The sequence below is a fragment of the Mucilaginibacter pocheonensis genome (assembly GCF_031456535.1).
Taxonomy (GTDB): Bacteria; Bacteroidota; Bacteroidia; order Sphingobacteriales; family Sphingobacteriaceae; genus Mucilaginibacter; species Mucilaginibacter pocheonensis.
The window spans coordinates 826,287-842,787 of the sequence record NZ_JAVDUU010000004.1; the positions used below are offsets into that span (position 1 = coordinate 826,287).

Genomic DNA, 16,501 nt, shown 5'->3' on the forward strand with positions numbered 1-16,501 from the left:
CCCCGTATTGCCATACGGCACCACCTGTTCAAGCGCCCTTTCGTTTCAATAGGTATAAAAATTTGGTAATTATCTTATATCTTTAAGCTAATAAACCAATTATGAAAAAGATCTGCCTTAACCTCATTGTCATAGTTTTATGCTTCGCTGCTTATAGTCAGGCACAAACTATTACCAATCCCAAACAGGATATTTTCCCCAAGGGAACTACATTCATTAACAATGTGCCCTATGCCGGCGATACACTAAAAAAACACCTGCTGGATATTTATCTGCCGCCGGTTGTAAAAAGCAGTTATCCGCTTATTGTTTGGGTGCACGGCGGTGCATGGATGCTGAATGATAAATATGCCGATATGAGTTATATGACCCAAACACTGAAGGGTTTTATAGATAAAGGCTACGCCATTGCTTCTATCGACTATCGCCACAGCACAACCGCGCCCTTCCCGGCGCAGATACAGGATTGTAACCAGGCCGTTGAATTTCTTTATCAGAACGCCGCCAAATACAAACTTGACCGCGATAAAATAGCATTGATCGGCTTTTCGGCAGGCGGGCACCTGGCTTCCTTGCTGGCCCTGTCAAATAACAATAATGTGAAGGAGTTTTACGCCGGCGGAAAAAAGCCAGACTTTAAAATAAAGGTGGTGCTTGATTTTTATGGCCCGTCTGATTTTCTTTCGCTGAAAGGTGTTGAGGTAAATGATGCTAAAAGCCCGGTTAACCTGCTGCTGGGAGCCTGGGTGTTTGATCGGCCCGACCTGGCGCAAAAGGCAAGTCCGGTTACTTATGTCGATAAAAATGACCCGCCATTTTTAATAGTGCAGGGCGAAAAGGACGAGTCGGTAAATCCTATACAGTCAATTTCATTAAGTTTGCACCTGAAACTGGCCGGGGTAAAAAACGACCTGATCATTGTGCCCAACGCACCGCATTTTGGTGTAATGTTTGACGCGGAAAACATCAGGGAAAAAGCCTTTCAGTACCTGGATGAGTACCTGAAATAAGATGGATTAAGGAGGTTATTGCAGTACTTTTCTTTCATCAACTATTCGTTTCAAAAGGGCTTGCAGCACAACAGCATTCCAGTCCCTGGCAAAATTCCTGCTTTTATATTGCATTTTGTTTTTGCTGTTATAGATCATGAAATAGGTACGGTAACTGCTGATCGCTACCTCGTCCCAAAGCAAAATGTTTTGAACATGCCAGCTGATGCCATAAAAATGAAACTGAATACCGCAAAGCTCAAACGTTTGATTGATATTGTACAGCTCATAATAGTAGTTATACTGGTTAATAAAATAACTGTGCCACAGTTGGTAAATAATGTCTGACCATATTTGGCCGTATAACTTTTTGCGGATACCATAATAGCTGGGAAGCTTTATATGAATCACTTTTTGCTGATCGTTTTGTACCTCAATAAAATACTGCCTGCCTATTGTAAAGGTGAAACCGTTTATCCAGCTAACCCCATACCGGAATCCGGTTATGGTTTCGGCAGGTATAAAATCGGGCGGCATTAAACTTAAAGGCTTTTCAATGATCAGGTTTTCTGCCCTAAACGATAATATCTTGCTGACTCTATTGTTCAGCAACGCGGGAATTTCGATAAGGCAGGTATCATTATTCATCCGCATAAAAATAAGCATCTGTATCAATAGTTTTTTTACAAGAAAAAAAATAAATTACAATTACAAATAGCGCTCTTTGTAAAAACTATAACTTTATGCCATTTAATCAACCTAATGCAAAAAACTACACCTGATAAAAGCCGCACCCTGATCCGGATCCTTTGGATAGGCCTGATAGCCGGTACGCTCGACGCTTTGGCCGCCCTGATATTGAATTATAAAATAAGTCCCGCCGTTATTTTTAAATTTATTGCAAGCGGTATGTTCGGCAAGGCTGCCTTTAAAGGCGGAGCCGAAATGGTAGTTGCCGGGGTGGTATTTCATTACCTGATAGCGCTTTTATTTACCGGGGCGTTTTACCTGCTTTACCCATTCTTTAAAAGGGGGTTACGAAACGCCTATATTATAGCCGCATTGTACGGGTTTACCGCCTGGATGATCATGAACCTGGTGGTTATCCCCATAAGCCAGAAAGCATTTCCTGTTATTAAGTTTGCGGGGGTTATTACAGGCATCGCGGTTTTAATTGTTTGCATCGGACTGCCTATAGCACTTATTGCCGACAAGCACTACAAGGCCGGGAAATTTACGGCCATACGCAATGGATAACAACCGCCATAAAAAAAGAAACCCGGCAGTCAATTACCGGGCTCTTTATTGGATTTAAAATTAAACAAACGTACGATTAAATTATTGAGGCATCAACAGGCCGTTAAGACCGTGTACAACGCCATTGGAAGCCATCGTATCAAACGAGATTACCAGGGCGGCATTTCCCTTGGCATCGGTGATCTGCAAATTGCTCTTATCATTTACTGACAAGGTTAGCGAGTCGCCGTCAATGGTTTTTAAAACAGCCTTGCCTTTACCCGCACTCAGGGCCTTAATAATATCGGCCTTAGTATATTTACCTGCTACTACGTGATATTTTAAAATTTTTGCGAGTTTGGCGTGGTCTTTTGTAAGCTCGTCCATGGTTGGTTTTGGCACTTTACTAAAGGCCACATCATTTGGAGCAAATAAAGTATATGGGCCGGGGCCTTTTAATGTAGCTTCCAGATCGGCACTTTTTATGGCCAGCGCCAAAGGGGCAAAGTCTGTAGAAGTAGAAAGCACACTCACCAGGTCACCTGATGCTGCAGCTGCAGGACTGGCAGGTGAAGCCTGGGCGGCCGTATCGTGTTTAGTAGTATCCTGTTGTTGGGTTTGGGCAATTGCATTGTTTGATAAAGCTCCGATAAATAACGATGCAACGGCAATTAAAACTGACTTTTTCATGTTCATTTTTTCTTAGTTTTAGTTAGTAATAAAATGTAATGCGTAGCAGTTTTTTTCTATAAAATTTCGTTTTAAGTTATTTATACTTGGTATTTAACGCTGTTTTATAACCTATAATTACATAAAATAGTTTTTAATTAATTAAAATAGCGCGTAAGTCCCTAAGACAGAGCGAGTAAAGGATCAGAAAAACCGACTTGACAACGAATTGCGGCGGGCAGATGCACATATCCCTCCTCCTTAGGATCTCAGGAAATTTACACCTCAGAACAATAATTAGTTTGTTTTTGGGGCTTTTGGGCGTTGAGTTCCTCTGCCTTAACCCTGAACCGCGAATTTGAGGGTTGCCCCTGGTTGGTTGCTGTTTAATTTTACATGAAAATTAACCCGATAAATGAAAAAAAAAGCTGATTTTTGGTTTCCTGTTATGCACCCCCTTGTGGCGATGCGCGGGCATTGTATCTGTTTAAATTAAAAGTATCCAACATTGGTGATCACTAATCCTAAATACGAAGAAGCTTTAAATAACTACCATAAAAAAATTGCTGATGCCAGTGTGGAAGATATGGTGCTTAATATGGGGCCGCAGCACCCTTCAACACACGGGGTTTTACGTTTGGAGCTGATAACCGATGGTGAAATAGTTAAAGAGGTTATTCCGCATATTGGTTACCTGCACCGCTGCTTTGAAAAACACGCCGAATCATTAACTTACCAACAAACCATTCCTTTTACCGACAGGATGGACTACCTGGCATCAATGAACAACAGCCATGCTTTTGTTATGGGGGTTGAACGTATGATGGGCATTGATAAGGACATCCCCAAGCGTATTGAATATATACGTGTTTTGGTTTGCGAGCTTAACCGCATTGCATCGCACCTGATAGCCATTGGTACTTACGGTATTGATATTGGCGCTTTTACCCCTTTTTTATGGTGTTTTAGAGACCGGGAGCATATTATGGGGATGCTGGAGTGGGCTTCGGGCTCACGCATGCTGTACAACTATATATGGGTTGGTGGTTTGTTTTACGACCTGCCTGTAGGTTTTGAGGAACGCTGCCGCGACTTTGTAGAGTACTTTAAGCCCAAAATGGTTGAACTTAACCAATTGCTTACCGATAACCAGGTGTTTATATCGCGTACGGCAAACGTGGGTGTGCTGCCGCTTGATGTTGCTATTAATTACGGCTGCTCGGGCCCAATGTTACGTGCTTCGGGATTAAAGTGGGATTTGCGGCGCATTGATAATTATTCGGCCTATCCTGAACTTGATTTTGACATCCCGGTTGGGCAAGGCCTGATGGGCACCGTGGGCGATTGCTGGGACCGGTATAAGGTACGCGTTGATGAGATAGCCCAATCATTACGCATTGTGGAACAATGCCTTGACCGGCTGCAAAATGAGCTTAAAAGGACCCCAGACTTTGATCCGCGCGCGAAAATGCCGCGTAAAACCATACCCAAGGCACAGGATTATTATGTGCGCTGCGAAGGTGCCAAAGGCGAGCTGGGCTTTTATTTTATAGCCGACGGAAAATCGGAAATACCTACCCGGGTAAAGTCGCGCGGGCCAAGTTTCAATAATCTTTCTGTACTGCCCGAAATATCAAAAGGTGTACTGATAGCCGACCTGATAGCTATTGTAGGATCCATTGATTTTGTACTGGGCGAAGTTGACAGATAAGCTTACCTTATAACTCCGCCCGAAACTTATTGAACGCTTAATTTTAAGCTGAATGATTTACCCCATTTGATAAAGTATTTTTCAAAGTAATTGTAATTGTAAAAACTCAAAACCAGGGTAAGAACCATCGTCAGCGATATTAAAACAGCGGTGTTGGGTTCAGAAAACACCGAAAGCAAAGATTTAAGAACAGCGTATATAATAGGATGTATCAAATAAACCGAAAAGCTGATCGCACCTAACGTATGGAGGGCGTTTTTAACAATGCGGGGCAAAAATTCAAAATTGCACTTGTAAAAAAGAAAACATAATACAATTACAAATGCACTTAATATCAACCTGTTATATCCGGTAACCAGCACTACAGGATCGCCATTGGAAACTGGATAAAAAACAATTAAGGCACAAACAGACAAAATAGCTACCAAAGCCCACTTGCCAAATTTTTCGGTACCGTCAATAGTACCCAATGCTATACCAGCCCCAAAATAAAATACATGCCCCAGCGGATTTACATAATTGGCCCACTGCTCTCCTAATCTTATACCAGGGTTTAACTTGTAAAAAGTAAAGTAACACAGTAAAATCAACGCAATCCCCATGAAACTCCAAAACAGCCACTTGTTGAATTTAACAAGCCACAACAGGCACGGGAACAACATGTAAAAAAAGAGCTCATCCCCTATTGACCATGCTCCTTTTGCAATAAAGGTTTCGGGTTTAAAAGCTCCAAGTACAACTGTTATATTGGCAATAAGCTTTTTTAAGGTAAAGTAAGTGGGCTCATAGTTGAAAACCATGGTTAAAATAGAAGCCATCCATAAAAGGGGGACTATCCTGAAAAACCGCTTGATATAAAAATCGGTAAGTACCGGTTTATTGAAAGTGAAGTTATTAGCATATACCTTGTACAGGGTTAGCCCGCTAAGTACATAAAATATGATAACACCGTAAATTTTTATCCTTGCCAAAACGCTTGAAGCGTCTGTTTCGCCGTAGGTAAATAAGTACATGTGATAACACATGATACCCAATGCAGCCAGTCCTCTTAAATAATCCAGCGAATCAATTCTGTTAATAGTGCCCTTTGTATCCATTACTTTTTACAGTATTTTATAAATAAATTAAACGGATAGGCAGAATGTAGGACCGTATTTTCGGCCCGCAATAATATGCATTTTTTTGAATATAATAAACATCTCACCAATAATAAATAAAAATATTAATGAGTTTAAGATAAATTAATAATCATAAAGCGCATTCATGGCCCGAAAAACTTTCCGGCACAAAAAAAGAGATACCTTACGATATCTCCTTTTAATTATTAATTTTTATTGGATGGGCAAATTATTGGTTGTAAACTTTAACCATGAAAACATAGTTTTTAAGTTTTTTCAACTGTTGTGTGCGGCTTAAGCCGGCCAGCGTATTCCTGGTATTTAAGGTTAATGATTTACTTAAGGAATCAGACGGTATATTCTGGATCGCTTTTAACAAATAAGCCGATTTAACCGCGAACGCGGTGCCTGCCACCTGGGTTTGTAAACCCCGGATAACGCCGATCAGGTTACCTTTGTCGTCGAGCAAAGGGCCACCGCTGTTACCATAATCAACCGGGATAGATACCTGGTAGTTTAAGGTATCGCCATGATAGCCGGTAGCCGCGGTTAATGAACCCGGACCAAAAACCTCCTGCCCGCTTGGGTAACCAAAGGTGTACACATCTTCGCCCAGATCGCTCGCTGTCTTTTTAAAGTTGTAAGGCACGGTGCCTAAATTTTTAAAAGTTGGATCATTGATCTGCAATATGGCAATATCATACTGAGGCTCTGTATAAATTACCCTGGCGTGAAACGACTCGCCGCTGGCGTTTTGTACGTATACTGAATCGGCGCCGGTAACTACGTGATAATTGGTAGCTATATAACCGTTTGATGATAAGGCAAAGCCGGTTCCCCTAAAATTACCCGGATTACTGGGTTTGGGCTTGTTTGCCTTGGCGGTATGTATAAGGCTTGTGGTAACCGTTTGCTTAAGCTGGTCATTGGCGTTTTGAAGCCTGTCTACCTTTTGGCTCAACTGTACAAAGTTAGACTCGTGGTTGTTAAGCTTACCGGTAAAAAATAAAGTGCTCAAAATAGCAAATATAGCTATAGAGGCCGCAACTGATATTTTAGAATGATGATGCCTCCACATACGCACGATCCATACCGGATGAACCGTCATTTCTTCTTTTAAGGCATGCACATCAATTTCATCATGAATAGCGTTCAGGCGTTTTTCAAGTTCCAAACGCTCGCCGTATTGCTTCAGCAAACCAATAAAGTGTTTATGCTCGGCTACCCGGCTTTCAACAGCAGCATTGTTTTTGCGGAGCAATTCAAACTGTACACGCTCATCATGACTCATGTCATCATTGAGGTACCGTTCAATCAGCTCTGTAAGTTGGTTATCGCTCATCTCGTTTCGCTCCTTTTTATTATTGCTGAAAAAATAACTTTTTCAGCCTTTGCAGGCATTTATATTTTTGTGTTTTGGCATTATCAGCATTGGTGTAGCCAAAACGCTCGCAGATCTCCTGCATTGATCTGTTATGTATATAAAAATCTTCCATAATGGTTTTACAGGGTTCGCCTAATAACTGGAGCGCGTTTTCCATTTTATTAAACTGTACGTCCCGCTCATTATGGTTGTCAACCTCATCATCAACAGGCAAATACTCTTCAAAATCCCTTATATCGCCCCCGTACCTGTTCATTTGGCTAAGCCTTTTGAGCCAAAGCCTGCGGCAAACTGAATAAATATAAGTTTTTAGCTTACTGCTTAATTCAAATTGCCCCGTTTTTATCTTATTATAAAGAACTATGATCGCTTCCTGATAGATATCTTTGGCGTCATCCTCATCTCCGTTGTTATTGATAATTAACTGTAATATCATCGGAAAGTAGGTTGTATATAACTTTTTTAACACTACATCCGAGTTATTAAGTATACCAAGAACTATCTCGCTATCTGTTGTTGCCGAAGCTTTTAACTCTTTGTTCACTATTAATACTATTTATGCGAAATTGTAACCCTTGTTATAAAAAAATATTTTAACCAAAATAAATCATCAACAATTACTCACCCGTTTGCTGCTGTAATAATTACAATTATACATTATAATCATCAGTTCAGTTTTAATACTGCAAATTGAGCGGGGCCGTCCGCTGCCAAATAAGCGGCAAATCTGCAATAAAAAAACCTGCTTCAAAAATACTCCTGCTTGTTATAAGAACTACAAAACCGATAGAAATTATTTTTTTTTAAGATTTCATGGGTTACCTTTTTGTTATATCAGTATTAAGACATGAAAACGATCACAAAATATTAAAATTAAAAACTCACAAAATGAAAAATTCTTTTAAAACTGGCTTATTAGCTTTAACTATCGCCGTTTCTTTTGCAGCTTGTAAAGGTTCTGGTTCATCTTCAGCAACTGATTCAACTAAAGCTGATTCAGCTAAAGTTGATTCTGCTAAAACTGATTCAGCTACTACAGTTGATTCTGCTGCTACAGCTGGCGCTGCTGCTGTTGATTCAGTTAAAAAAGATACAACTAAAAAATAATTATACTATATAATAAAAAGGCGGTAGAAATATAAATTTCAATCACTTTTTATTGATTTTTTAGTTTATTTATTATTTACAAAAGGTAATCTGTAATTTTTTTTAAAAGTTATGGGTTACCTTTTGTTATTTATAGTATTAACAAGAAAACTATTAAATCACTTATTAAAATTAATCATGAAAAACTCATTCAAACTTGGCTTATTAGCCTTAGCTATTGCTACTTCATTTGCAGCTTGTAAAGGTTCTGGTTCATCTTCATCTGCTGATTCAGCTAAAATGGATTCTGCTACAATGGACTCAGCAAAAACAGATACTGCTTCTAAAATGGGTGCAATGACTGATTCTACTAAAACCGACACTGCTAAAACTGACACTGCTAAAAAAATGTAATCTTACTTTTATTAGTAAAAAAAACGCCCCGGGTTTTTCGGGGCGTTTTTTTTGCGTTATGCTCACCTGGCCTACTTGTTATTTAGAAAAGCTCCAGGATTTGCTGGGTATTCCTCCTCAGCTATTTTATTGCACACTATCGCGCAGCGCTTTTATCTCATTATGCCGGATAAGCAATTCGGCTTGTTGCGCTGTTATTAACTGGCGCAGATAGGCTGGCAAATATTCTTCTTCCAGTGCTTTGTTATAAGTTTTCAGTATGGCATCTTCACCAAATTCGCATTCTTCCAATATATCATGCGTATCATGAGCGGTAAAAGCCGCCTTAACATCCATCCATGCACGGTGTAATTTGCCGGATGTGGTTGTCCCTGTCTCCATATCCTTACCTAACACTTCAATCTCGGTTCCTAATTCCATTTTATACCGCTGGCTATCTTTTATCAGCGTTAAGAAAAGAGTCCTGAGGTTTGTTTCGTCATCTCTTAATTCTTTTAAAGCCCGTTCATATCCGGTAATACGATCATTATTGATCTGTATGAGGTCGTTTAATACTTCTGTTGTTTCTTGTATGTTTTCCATAATTGTATGATTTATATAGCAAAAACGCATTAACAGTTAAAATGTTTAATTTATAATACAATAATTATTGTGTTTGTAAATTACATCTTTACATTACGATTTACCTCTAAACAGGGAGATCAGCCATATGATAACTAAAATAACAACAACAACCGATATGATACCTACAACAGCCCCGGCCTTAAATATGCCTTCAATTACAGAACAGCCACTTACAGTAAGCATGATCAGTCCTGTTAACAATACTAAATGTACTTTTTTCATGGTGATGATTTTAAGGAATGATTTAATTACACTAATTGGATATTTTTTTTCCAACTAAGCAAATGCAATAATCAGGCCTTTTTGTGCGGAAATGGTAGTGTGGCATTTTACAGTGTAGTTATTTAAAAAATCAGTGAGGTTTAATTAAAACTGCTACAAATTTGAGGACAGATTTAACAAACCACGGCAAGATAATTGTACTGAAGTTTATACAGTTTAACAGAAAAAAATTCACTGCTTCTGTTAAACCTTTACGCAAATTCAGAGTCAAAATATCTAAGTAAACCAGGGAGTACGCTTTATAAATTTAATTTTTGATAATAATCAGCAAACAATTTAAAGCGATTGATGTTAAACTCAAGAAAATTTTAAAAAAATTAACAAATTGTTTATATACTAAAGGTTAATATTTACATACTTATAGGGCATGTTTTCATGCAACTATCTCAGTATCTGATTTAAAATATCTAATTTTACACCGTCTATCATTAATATCATTTACATAACATATGACAATACAAATACAGCCAAACATTCACTGTGAAAATTGCATTAAGTGTGGAAAAAGGCCGCAAATTGAGCAGCATAAAAAGTTTTGGATTGTTGCCTGTCCAAATAAGAGTTGCCACAATTCGGTGAAGGACTTGCTTGTTAATATTGACGCCTGGAACAGGTTAAATAAAAACAACGCGAACTTAAATCCTAACCAAACGCTTAAAAGAACTGCTTAGTTCTTTAAGCGCTGTCTTTTTTTAAACTTTATCTAAATAAAACCGGCTTTTTTCGGGCAGATAAGTATTTTTACCGGCTACTGATAAGCTATGTTTAATATACTTTTTGCAATAGATAATGCAACCGTAAGATTTTTAACAAATACCCTGTTTAAGGGCCTTACTTTTCAAATAAATAAAGGCGAAAACTGGGCCCTGATAGGCGAAAGCGGGTCGGGCAAAAGCGCCTTACTGCAAACCATAGCTGGACGCTTTAATATAACCGGCGGCACCGTAACCTACCATTTTGAACATGAGCTTGCAAACTCGCCCGTACCCAACAACGGCCTTAATGTTAAAAGCAAGCTCATAGCCCTTGTGGAGCCCCGGCACCATTTCAGGAACCTTTCCAATACCACAGATTTTTATTACCAGCAACGTTATAATTCGTCAGATTCTGAAGATGCTTTAACGGTTGATGATTATTTACACGACGTTAAAAGCGTTGCACGGCCTGGCACTCACTGGACATTTGATAATACGCTTAGCCTGCTGAATTTGCATGGTTTACGCGACAAGCAATTAATAAAACTGTCAAACGGCGAAACCAAACGTCTGATGCTGGCCGCGGCCCTGCTTAAAAACCCGGTACTACTGTTATTAGACAATCCCCTAACCGGGCTGGATGTAAAAACCCGGCAGGAATTTAACGGCATTATTGAGCAGATAACAGCATCTGGCATCAGCGTAGTCATGGCTGCTTCGGTACATGAAATTCCGGATGCTATTACTCACGTTGCCGCCTTAAAAAACGGAGTCATTACTCATCAGATAGCCCGGGCCGAATTTAACCCCACCCTGTTTGAACCCAACACCGCCGACAGTATTGATACTGCCGAGCTTGCCAGCTTGTTAAATATTAACAAAAACCCGGCTGCTTACGATTGGATAGTAAAAATGGATAATGTGCATATTCAATATGGCGACAAAGTTATACTTGACAATGTAAACTGGGAGATAAAGACGGGCGACAGATGGGCGCTGCTCGGCCCAAATGGCGCGGGTAAATCAACCTTATTAAGTTTAATTAACGGCGATAACCCGCAGGCCTACGCCAACAATATCATCTTGTTTGATAAAAAACGTGGTACGGGCGAAAGTATCTGGGATATAAAAAAGAAGATCGGTTTTGTATCGCCCGAACTGCACCAGTACTTCCCTACCGATAACAGCTGCCTGCAGGTAATTGAATCAGGCTATTATGATACTCTTGGCCTGTTCAGGCCAGGTAATAAGGACCGTGCCGATATTGCCTTCCGTTGGATGAAAGCGCTCGAGATTGACCAGTATGCACGTACGCTCCTCAAAAATATACCGGCAAGTGCCCAGCGTTTGTGCCTGCTGGCCAGGGCACTTATAAAAAATCCCGCGCTGCTTATTTTTGATGAGCCCTGCCAGGGGATGGATGATCATCAGCAACTGCATTTTAAAAACCTGGTTGATACCATTTGCAGCTTAAGTAATGTTACCCTTATTTATGTAACCCATTATCAGCACGAAATACCAAACAGCGTTGATAAGGTCTTGCGGCTGGATAAGGGGAAAGTGGTAAGTTAATCCCAATAATGCCGGAAAATGGCACCTAAGCATGCTACATTGATGAAGCCATTAATGGAACTTGGGTAAAGTGTATTGAATTTCTCAAGCATAAAGGCGACTATTTGTAAACACCGACATTTCTTTACGGTGATTCTTCAAGTATGCAATATCATTGCGGTAAAAGAAACTTTAAAGAAAATATACCGTACAAAGGGTGTCACAAAACACTAATTAATAACACTTTGTTTCTTCTGAATTTGCGAACACCATTACTAAAAACCATTCTTTTAGCTGTATGCATAATGTTTATACACAGCAGATCATTCGCAGTTTACACCTTTAATTGGAATGGTCTTACTTCCACGTCCTGGACCACCACAGCTAATTGGACAGTAACGGGAACCAGCCCAGATGGTACACTTGCTAATTTCCCAGGAAGTAACGGCCGTACCTCTGATATTGTTCAATTTGGTGTAACAGGTTTATCATATACAAACCAACCTGTTCTATCTTCAAATGTTACTGTAGCCTCCATCACATTTGGCAGTATTCAGTATAAGTCATCATATGTATTGGCCGGAACAACTATAACCGGAACAATATTAACGGTAACTGGGGTAACATTGACGGTATTGGGCGATATTACCCAAAATTACAATTCAAATAGCGTATCCGGCAGTAGTATTTTTAATGACATCAGAGGCACTGGTACGATAACCTGTGATAATTTACAATTTGGTAATACGTCGGGGACAACAACCAATTTGTCTTTTTTAATTTTAGAGGCTGCCAATTTTACAGTAGCTACCAACGTTAATATGAATCTGAATGCAAAAGTTCAAAACGGAAGCGGGGTAAGGCTGGAAAATGGCACAATGACAATAGGCGGTCAAATAACATTTACCAACAGGGGAAGCACCTCTCCAAATTCTTGTTATTTTACAGTTAATGCGCGCACATCTTACAAAACGAGTAATACAATTACCAACCCGACATTAATTCTTAACGGTACAAATGCTATTGGAACCATGCCTTTACCCTATGCATCCTGTAATTTTTACGGAGACCGTGCTCCCGGGGGTAAAGCAACTGTTAATTATAAGGGGGCAAATCCTATAATTTATACAACATCAACAGTTGGCTTTGGCTCGGGCGGCGGCGTGGTAAACTCGAATGCCGCTACAGACCCCACTTATGACAATTTGATTATACAAGGCAGCGGCACGGCTGTTATAGGTGGTACAACAGCTGGTTCAACAAGCTACCTAAATATTGACTCCACATTTACCACATACTCTGATGTGTCATTTTCCAATGCAACTAATACTGCAACAAAAGTTGGTGCAACCAGCTCAACCGCGGCTACCTGGACGAATAATTCAACTGCAACCATTACCGGAGGCTCGGGAACTATTGACGTAAACGGAACGCTCAGCAATGCCGGTACCATGACCATGGGCACTGGCGCTTTAAGTATTGCCAAAGATTATACCAACACCGGAACTTTTACACCTAATGCCACGCCCACCATTACCTTTGATGGCACCACACAAACGCTAACGGATGCCACTGCCACCGGCACCAATTTTTATAATGTAGCTTTTAGCGGCGGTGGTACTAAAAGCATGGCATCAGGAAGCAAATTTACCGTAGCACCGCTGTATACATTAAGTGTTACCGGTTCATCTACTCTTGCAGTAGGTAGCAACTCTTCAACTACCGCGTTAACCTTACTATCCACCCTCTCCGGCGATGCCAGCATTGGTACGCTTGCAGCCGGCACTATAACCGGAAATATCAATGTACAACGTTATGTAAAAGGAACTTTGCGCCGATACATGCTGCTTTCATCACCGGTTACCAATACATCTACAGCATTTACTAATGGCACTATAAGTACATATAATTTAGTCCCATTATTCGCTACAACTTACATAACAGGTCCCGGTGGCTCAACCAATGGGTTTGATGATGCAGCTTCGACAGGCAACAGTCCGTCTGTTTTTGTTTATGATGAAAATGCCCCCCTCACAACCGACGTGAATCAGATAGTTGGCAATGAGTATAAAGCATTTAGCTCAACAGCTCAGGGTGTTCCCCCGGCAAATGGCTTTCTTTATTATTTCAGGGGAAGCAGGAGCGTTAGCAATCCGTTTGTAAAACCCTTTCCAGCTACTGATAATGCAACGTTAAACTTTTTTGGGACCGTTATTAAAGGGACAGGTGCAACCAATGCTTCCTTTAACGCGAATATTATTAATTTCCCAGCAACAGTGCCTACTTACTATACAGCAACGGCTGTTAGTGCGCCTCAAACGCTGTCCTATGCTTCAACCGCATCAACAAAAAAAGGGCTCAATCTTATTGGTAACCCATATGCTTCTGTTATTGATCTGCATGCACTCTATCTTGCCAATACCTCTAACAAGTTTTATTATATGCTGGTTAAAGATGCCAGCACTGGCACAAACAGCTCTTCCACCAAATTTGCACTTTATGATGCCAATTTAAATTCAGCCGGTACCGGGGCAAGCCGTTATGCTTTATCAGGTCAGGGATTTTTCACGTTAGCCACTTCCGCTTCGGCTATTACATTTAACGAGAGCATGAAGGTGGCCTATTCACTTTATAGTGCAGCCCCTTCAAGCATTCCTGTATTTAATGTTGCCAATCCAAACAATCATTTAGCAGCGGCTAAAATGGCTGTTAACCCGCATGGAGGGAATATACAACAAACATTAGCTACAGCGGCGGCCAGCACTAATGCCGACGCGGATGCTATACCGAGACTAAGATTGGAGTTAGCTAAAGATTCCATTATCCATAATTCCACCGATATAAATTTCGACAAAACCGCCAACGGTAAATTTGTTCAGGGCGAAGACGCGCCATATTATCAACCATCTGGCCAGGGCGACCTGCTTTACTCGCTAACAGCCGACTCTATTGGCTGCTTTGCAAATTACACTACCGACCTGGAAAAACTGAAACGCATAAACCTAATTGTAACTTTTTCAAACTATGGTTTATACAAGATTACTTCACCATTTAAACAAAACATTGATGAGCGCTATAGTATCTTCTTAAAGGATAAATTCACTAATGACTCTTTAGATGTGGTGCATAACCAGGAGTATAGCTTTAATGTTACTACCGATAAGGCCAGTTATGCGCATGACCGCTTTTATTTAAGCATTGGCATTGCACCGGGACATGCATATAAATTACTGAGTTTTAGCGGCACAAAGGTTACCACCGGTGTACAACTCACCTGGAAAACTGATAATGAAAGTAATTTCACTGGCTTCGTTATAGAAAAAAGCCTCGATGGCGGTAAATCTTTTTCAGCTATTGATAGTCTGCAATCCTCAGCAAAAGGCAGTTACTCTTTTACAAACCCAACAGCGGGCAGCGGGCAAATAACATACCGTTTAATTCAAAAATTAGTTACGGGAAGTATTGACACATCAAAAAATTTAGCTTTTAATTACCTGACAACAAACCTGTTAAGGTTTATGGTTTATCCAAGCAATGCAACCCAAAATATAAATATTAACTTTGGCAAAACTTATAACAGCCGGGTACAAATTAATATTGTAAGTTCAGCAGGCGGCTTGATAAAAACCATAAGAACCAACAATACCGACTCTATACAACAGGATGTGGGTAACCTGCTTAAAGGGATTTATGTTGTTGAAGCTATTGACGAAACCACAGGAAAACGAATTGGAAGTGCGAAATTTTTTAAGCAATAATATGACCTTTGTAAAAAGCAAGTGTAAATTTTTACTGGGTGTGTGTATTTACCTGCTGTTTGCAACAAACTGTTTTGCTGATCCGGGTGATGGCCTGTGTGATGGCAATGACGGCGGCCCTGATGGCTGCCCGCTTGATACCTGGGTAATTGTTTTGGCGGTTATTGCCGTTACTTTTGCCGCTATACGTTTACATCGCAAACAAAAATCCCTTCAGGCTTAGGGCCTAAAGGGATCAAATATATCTTCTTTCCGAACAAAACCTTAGGCTTTTTTAACCTGCATTTGGTTTATTTGATTTAACTGCAGTTGTTTTAAAACACCGTCAACTACTTTTGGCAATTCTTCTAACGTTCTTTTTGGGTTATGCAGTTCGCCTACGCCAAATCCGCGCCACACCAGTCTGCGGGTATTACGATCGATCAGATCAATGATGAGGGTGCCTTCTTTATACGGCACGCGGGCATATGCACCACCAAAGCCGCCGTAAGGATATCCCCAGCCGCCCCAGCCACCATAGTAGCCGTAAAACGGACGGTATCCCCAGCCCCAACCCCAGCCCCAGCCACCCCAGCCGCCCCAACCGAAGCCGCCATAGTAAGCCGGATAAAATTCTGTTTTCATGCCTCTGCCGGTTACGGTAGAGTAACTCACCAGCAGGTCGGGATCATTTTCCTGTAATTTAAGTCCTTTTGTTTGTAGCGCGGCAATAGCAGCATCTTTCACTTTTTCGTCGGCAATTTCCTTTTTTACAACACCGCCGGCCTTGTGGCTTGTTTGGGGTGGTAGCCAGGCAAATGTGCGGTAAGATGAAAGATCAGTTTTGTTTCGGGCTGCTGTATAATAGTTATAACTGCTGCAAGCAGATAAGGCTGAAACCAGCAATATTGCCAGCCCTGTATAAATAGCTCTTTTCATGATAAATTCGCTCCCTTATTATTTAAGCATTAGACTATCTAATAAATAAAGGTTTAATTTAAATAA

At 40.4% G+C, this 16,501-nt stretch carries 16 protein-coding genes; 8 read left to right on the top strand and 8 right to left on the bottom strand.

Annotation, left to right across the window (positions count from 1 at the left end; translation table 11 throughout):
* The first annotated feature begins 101 nt into the window (after positions 1-101).
* On the top strand, positions 102-1,010 hold the full coding sequence (locus J2W55_RS21740) for an alpha/beta hydrolase fold domain-containing protein (RefSeq protein ID WP_310101077.1): 909 nt from the start codon (positions 102-104) through the stop codon (positions 1,008-1,010).
* Between the two features lie 15 nt (positions 1,011-1,025).
* Here J2W55_RS21740 and J2W55_RS21745 read toward each other — a convergent pair whose 3' ends face one another.
* Entirely contained in the window at positions 1,026-1,655 is a 630-nt protein-coding gene (locus J2W55_RS21745; RefSeq protein WP_310101080.1) for a hypothetical protein, read from the bottom strand.
* A gap of 96 nt (positions 1,656-1,751) precedes the next feature.
* Between J2W55_RS21745 and J2W55_RS21750 the strand changes: the two genes are divergently transcribed.
* Positions 1,752-2,246: a hypothetical protein gene (locus J2W55_RS21750; RefSeq protein ID WP_310101083.1), complete on the top strand. Its 495-nt coding sequence runs from the start codon at positions 1,752-1,754 to the stop codon at positions 2,244-2,246.
* Between the two features lie 81 nt (positions 2,247-2,327).
* Here J2W55_RS21750 and J2W55_RS21755 read toward each other — a convergent pair whose 3' ends face one another.
* A complete protein-coding gene (locus J2W55_RS21755; RefSeq protein WP_310101086.1) occupies positions 2,328-2,915 on the bottom strand; it encodes a fasciclin domain-containing protein in 588 nt (195 codons plus the stop codon).
* Positions 2,916-3,408: 493 nt separating this feature from the next.
* Here J2W55_RS21755 and J2W55_RS21760 point away from each other — a divergent pair, with 493 nt between their 5' ends.
* Positions 3,409-4,605 carry an NADH-quinone oxidoreductase subunit D gene (locus tag J2W55_RS21760; RefSeq protein WP_310101842.1) on the top strand — a complete coding sequence of 399 codons (1,197 nt, stop codon included), beginning with the start codon at positions 3,409-3,411 and terminating at the stop codon, positions 4,603-4,605.
* A gap of 26 nt (positions 4,606-4,631) precedes the next feature.
* Here the strand turns inward: J2W55_RS21760 and J2W55_RS21765 are convergent, their stop codons facing one another.
* The 3 genes from J2W55_RS21765 to J2W55_RS21775 all read right to left on the bottom strand — a co-directional run bounded on the left by J2W55_RS21765 (position 4,632) and on the right by J2W55_RS21775 (position 7,651).
* Positions 4,632-5,702, bottom strand: coding sequence for an acyltransferase family protein (locus J2W55_RS21765; protein WP_310101089.1), 1,071 nt, complete (start codon positions 5,700-5,702; stop codon positions 4,632-4,634).
* A 250-nt stretch (positions 5,703-5,952) separates the two neighbouring features.
* A complete protein-coding gene (locus J2W55_RS21770; RefSeq protein WP_310101091.1) occupies positions 5,953-7,065 on the bottom strand; it encodes a S1C family serine protease in 1,113 nt (370 codons plus the stop codon).
* Between the two features lie 19 nt (positions 7,066-7,084).
* Complete coding sequence (locus J2W55_RS21775) at positions 7,085-7,651, bottom strand: RNA polymerase sigma factor (protein ID WP_310101094.1); 567 nt, start codon at positions 7,649-7,651, stop codon at positions 7,085-7,087.
* 344 nt (positions 7,652-7,995) lie between these two features.
* Between J2W55_RS21775 and J2W55_RS21780 the strand changes: the two genes are divergently transcribed.
* A complete protein-coding gene (locus J2W55_RS21780) occupies positions 7,996-8,214 on the top strand; it encodes a hypothetical protein (RefSeq protein ID WP_310101097.1) in 219 nt (72 codons plus the stop codon).
* A gap of 177 nt (positions 8,215-8,391) precedes the next feature.
* On the top strand, positions 8,392-8,607 hold the full coding sequence (locus J2W55_RS21785; RefSeq protein ID WP_310101100.1) for a hypothetical protein: 216 nt from the start codon (positions 8,392-8,394) through the stop codon (positions 8,605-8,607).
* Between the two features lie 126 nt (positions 8,608-8,733).
* Here J2W55_RS21785 and J2W55_RS21790 read toward each other — a convergent pair whose 3' ends face one another.
* Together J2W55_RS21790 and J2W55_RS21795 are read right to left on the bottom strand one after the other, a co-directional pair.
* Positions 8,734-9,189 carry a PA2169 family four-helix-bundle protein gene (locus J2W55_RS21790; protein WP_310101103.1) on the bottom strand — a complete coding sequence of 152 codons (456 nt, stop codon included), beginning with the start codon at positions 9,187-9,189 and terminating at the stop codon, positions 8,734-8,736.
* 93 nt (positions 9,190-9,282) lie between these two features.
* Complete coding sequence (locus tag J2W55_RS21795; protein ID WP_310101105.1) at positions 9,283-9,453, bottom strand: phosphatidate cytidylyltransferase; 171 nt, start codon at positions 9,451-9,453, stop codon at positions 9,283-9,285.
* A gap of 821 nt (positions 9,454-10,274) precedes the next feature.
* Between J2W55_RS21795 and J2W55_RS21800 the strand changes: the two genes are divergently transcribed.
* From J2W55_RS21800 to J2W55_RS21810, 3 genes are all read left to right on the top strand, one after another.
* Positions 10,275-11,780 carry an ATP-binding cassette domain-containing protein gene (locus J2W55_RS21800; protein WP_310101109.1) on the top strand — a complete coding sequence of 502 codons (1,506 nt, stop codon included), beginning with the start codon at positions 10,275-10,277 and terminating at the stop codon, positions 11,778-11,780.
* Positions 11,781-12,064: 284 nt separating this feature from the next.
* A complete protein-coding gene (locus tag J2W55_RS21805; RefSeq protein ID WP_310101112.1) occupies positions 12,065-15,517 on the top strand; it encodes a beta strand repeat-containing protein in 3,453 nt (1,150 codons plus the stop codon).
* A gap of 1 nt (position 15,518) precedes the next feature.
* Positions 15,519-15,740, top strand: coding sequence for a hypothetical protein (locus tag J2W55_RS21810; protein ID WP_310101115.1), 222 nt, complete (start codon positions 15,519-15,521; stop codon positions 15,738-15,740).
* A gap of 41 nt (positions 15,741-15,781) precedes the next feature.
* Here J2W55_RS21810 and J2W55_RS21815 read toward each other — a convergent pair whose 3' ends face one another.
* Positions 15,782-16,435, bottom strand: coding sequence for a DUF4136 domain-containing protein (locus tag J2W55_RS21815; RefSeq protein WP_310101117.1), 654 nt, complete (start codon positions 16,433-16,435; stop codon positions 15,782-15,784).
* Between the last annotated feature and the right edge of the window lie 66 nt (positions 16,436-16,501).

Excerpts from the sequence above, each read along its gene's own strand:
- J2W55_RS21765 (WP_310101089.1), bottom strand. The coding sequence starts at position 5,702 with ATGGATACAAAGGGCACTATTAACAGAATTGATTCGCTGGATTATTTA.
- J2W55_RS21790 (WP_310101103.1), bottom strand. The coding sequence starts at position 9,189 with ATGGAAAACATACAAGAAACAACAGAAGTATTAAACGACCTCATACAG.
- J2W55_RS21740 (WP_310101077.1), top strand. The coding sequence starts at position 102 with ATGAAAAAGATCTGCCTTAACCTCATTGTCATAGTTTTATGCTTCGCT.
- J2W55_RS21805 (WP_310101112.1), top strand. The coding sequence starts at position 12,065 with ATGTTTATACACAGCAGATCATTCGCAGTTTACACCTTTAATTGGAAT.
- J2W55_RS21800 (WP_310101109.1), top strand. The coding sequence starts at position 10,275 with ATGTTTAATATACTTTTTGCAATAGATAATGCAACCGTAAGATTTTTA.
- J2W55_RS21810 (WP_310101115.1), top strand. The coding sequence starts at position 15,519 with ATGACCTTTGTAAAAAGCAAGTGTAAATTTTTACTGGGTGTGTGTATT.
- J2W55_RS21815 (WP_310101117.1), bottom strand. The coding sequence starts at position 16,435 with ATGAAAAGAGCTATTTATACAGGGCTGGCAATATTGCTGGTTTCAGCC.
- J2W55_RS21770 (WP_310101091.1), bottom strand. The coding sequence starts at position 7,065 with ATGAGCGATAACCAACTTACAGAGCTGATTGAACGGTACCTCAATGAT.
- J2W55_RS21745 (WP_310101080.1), bottom strand. The coding sequence starts at position 1,655 with ATGCTTATTTTTATGCGGATGAATAATGATACCTGCCTTATCGAAATT.
- J2W55_RS21795 (WP_310101105.1), bottom strand. The coding sequence starts at position 9,453 with ATGAAAAAAGTACATTTAGTATTGTTAACAGGACTGATCATGCTTACT.
- J2W55_RS21755 (WP_310101086.1), bottom strand. The coding sequence starts at position 2,915 with ATGAAAAAGTCAGTTTTAATTGCCGTTGCATCGTTATTTATCGGAGCT.
- J2W55_RS21785 (WP_310101100.1), top strand. The coding sequence starts at position 8,392 with ATGAAAAACTCATTCAAACTTGGCTTATTAGCCTTAGCTATTGCTACT.
- J2W55_RS21750 (WP_310101083.1), top strand. The coding sequence starts at position 1,752 with ATGCAAAAAACTACACCTGATAAAAGCCGCACCCTGATCCGGATCCTT.
- J2W55_RS21780 (WP_310101097.1), top strand. The coding sequence starts at position 7,996 with ATGAAAAATTCTTTTAAAACTGGCTTATTAGCTTTAACTATCGCCGTT.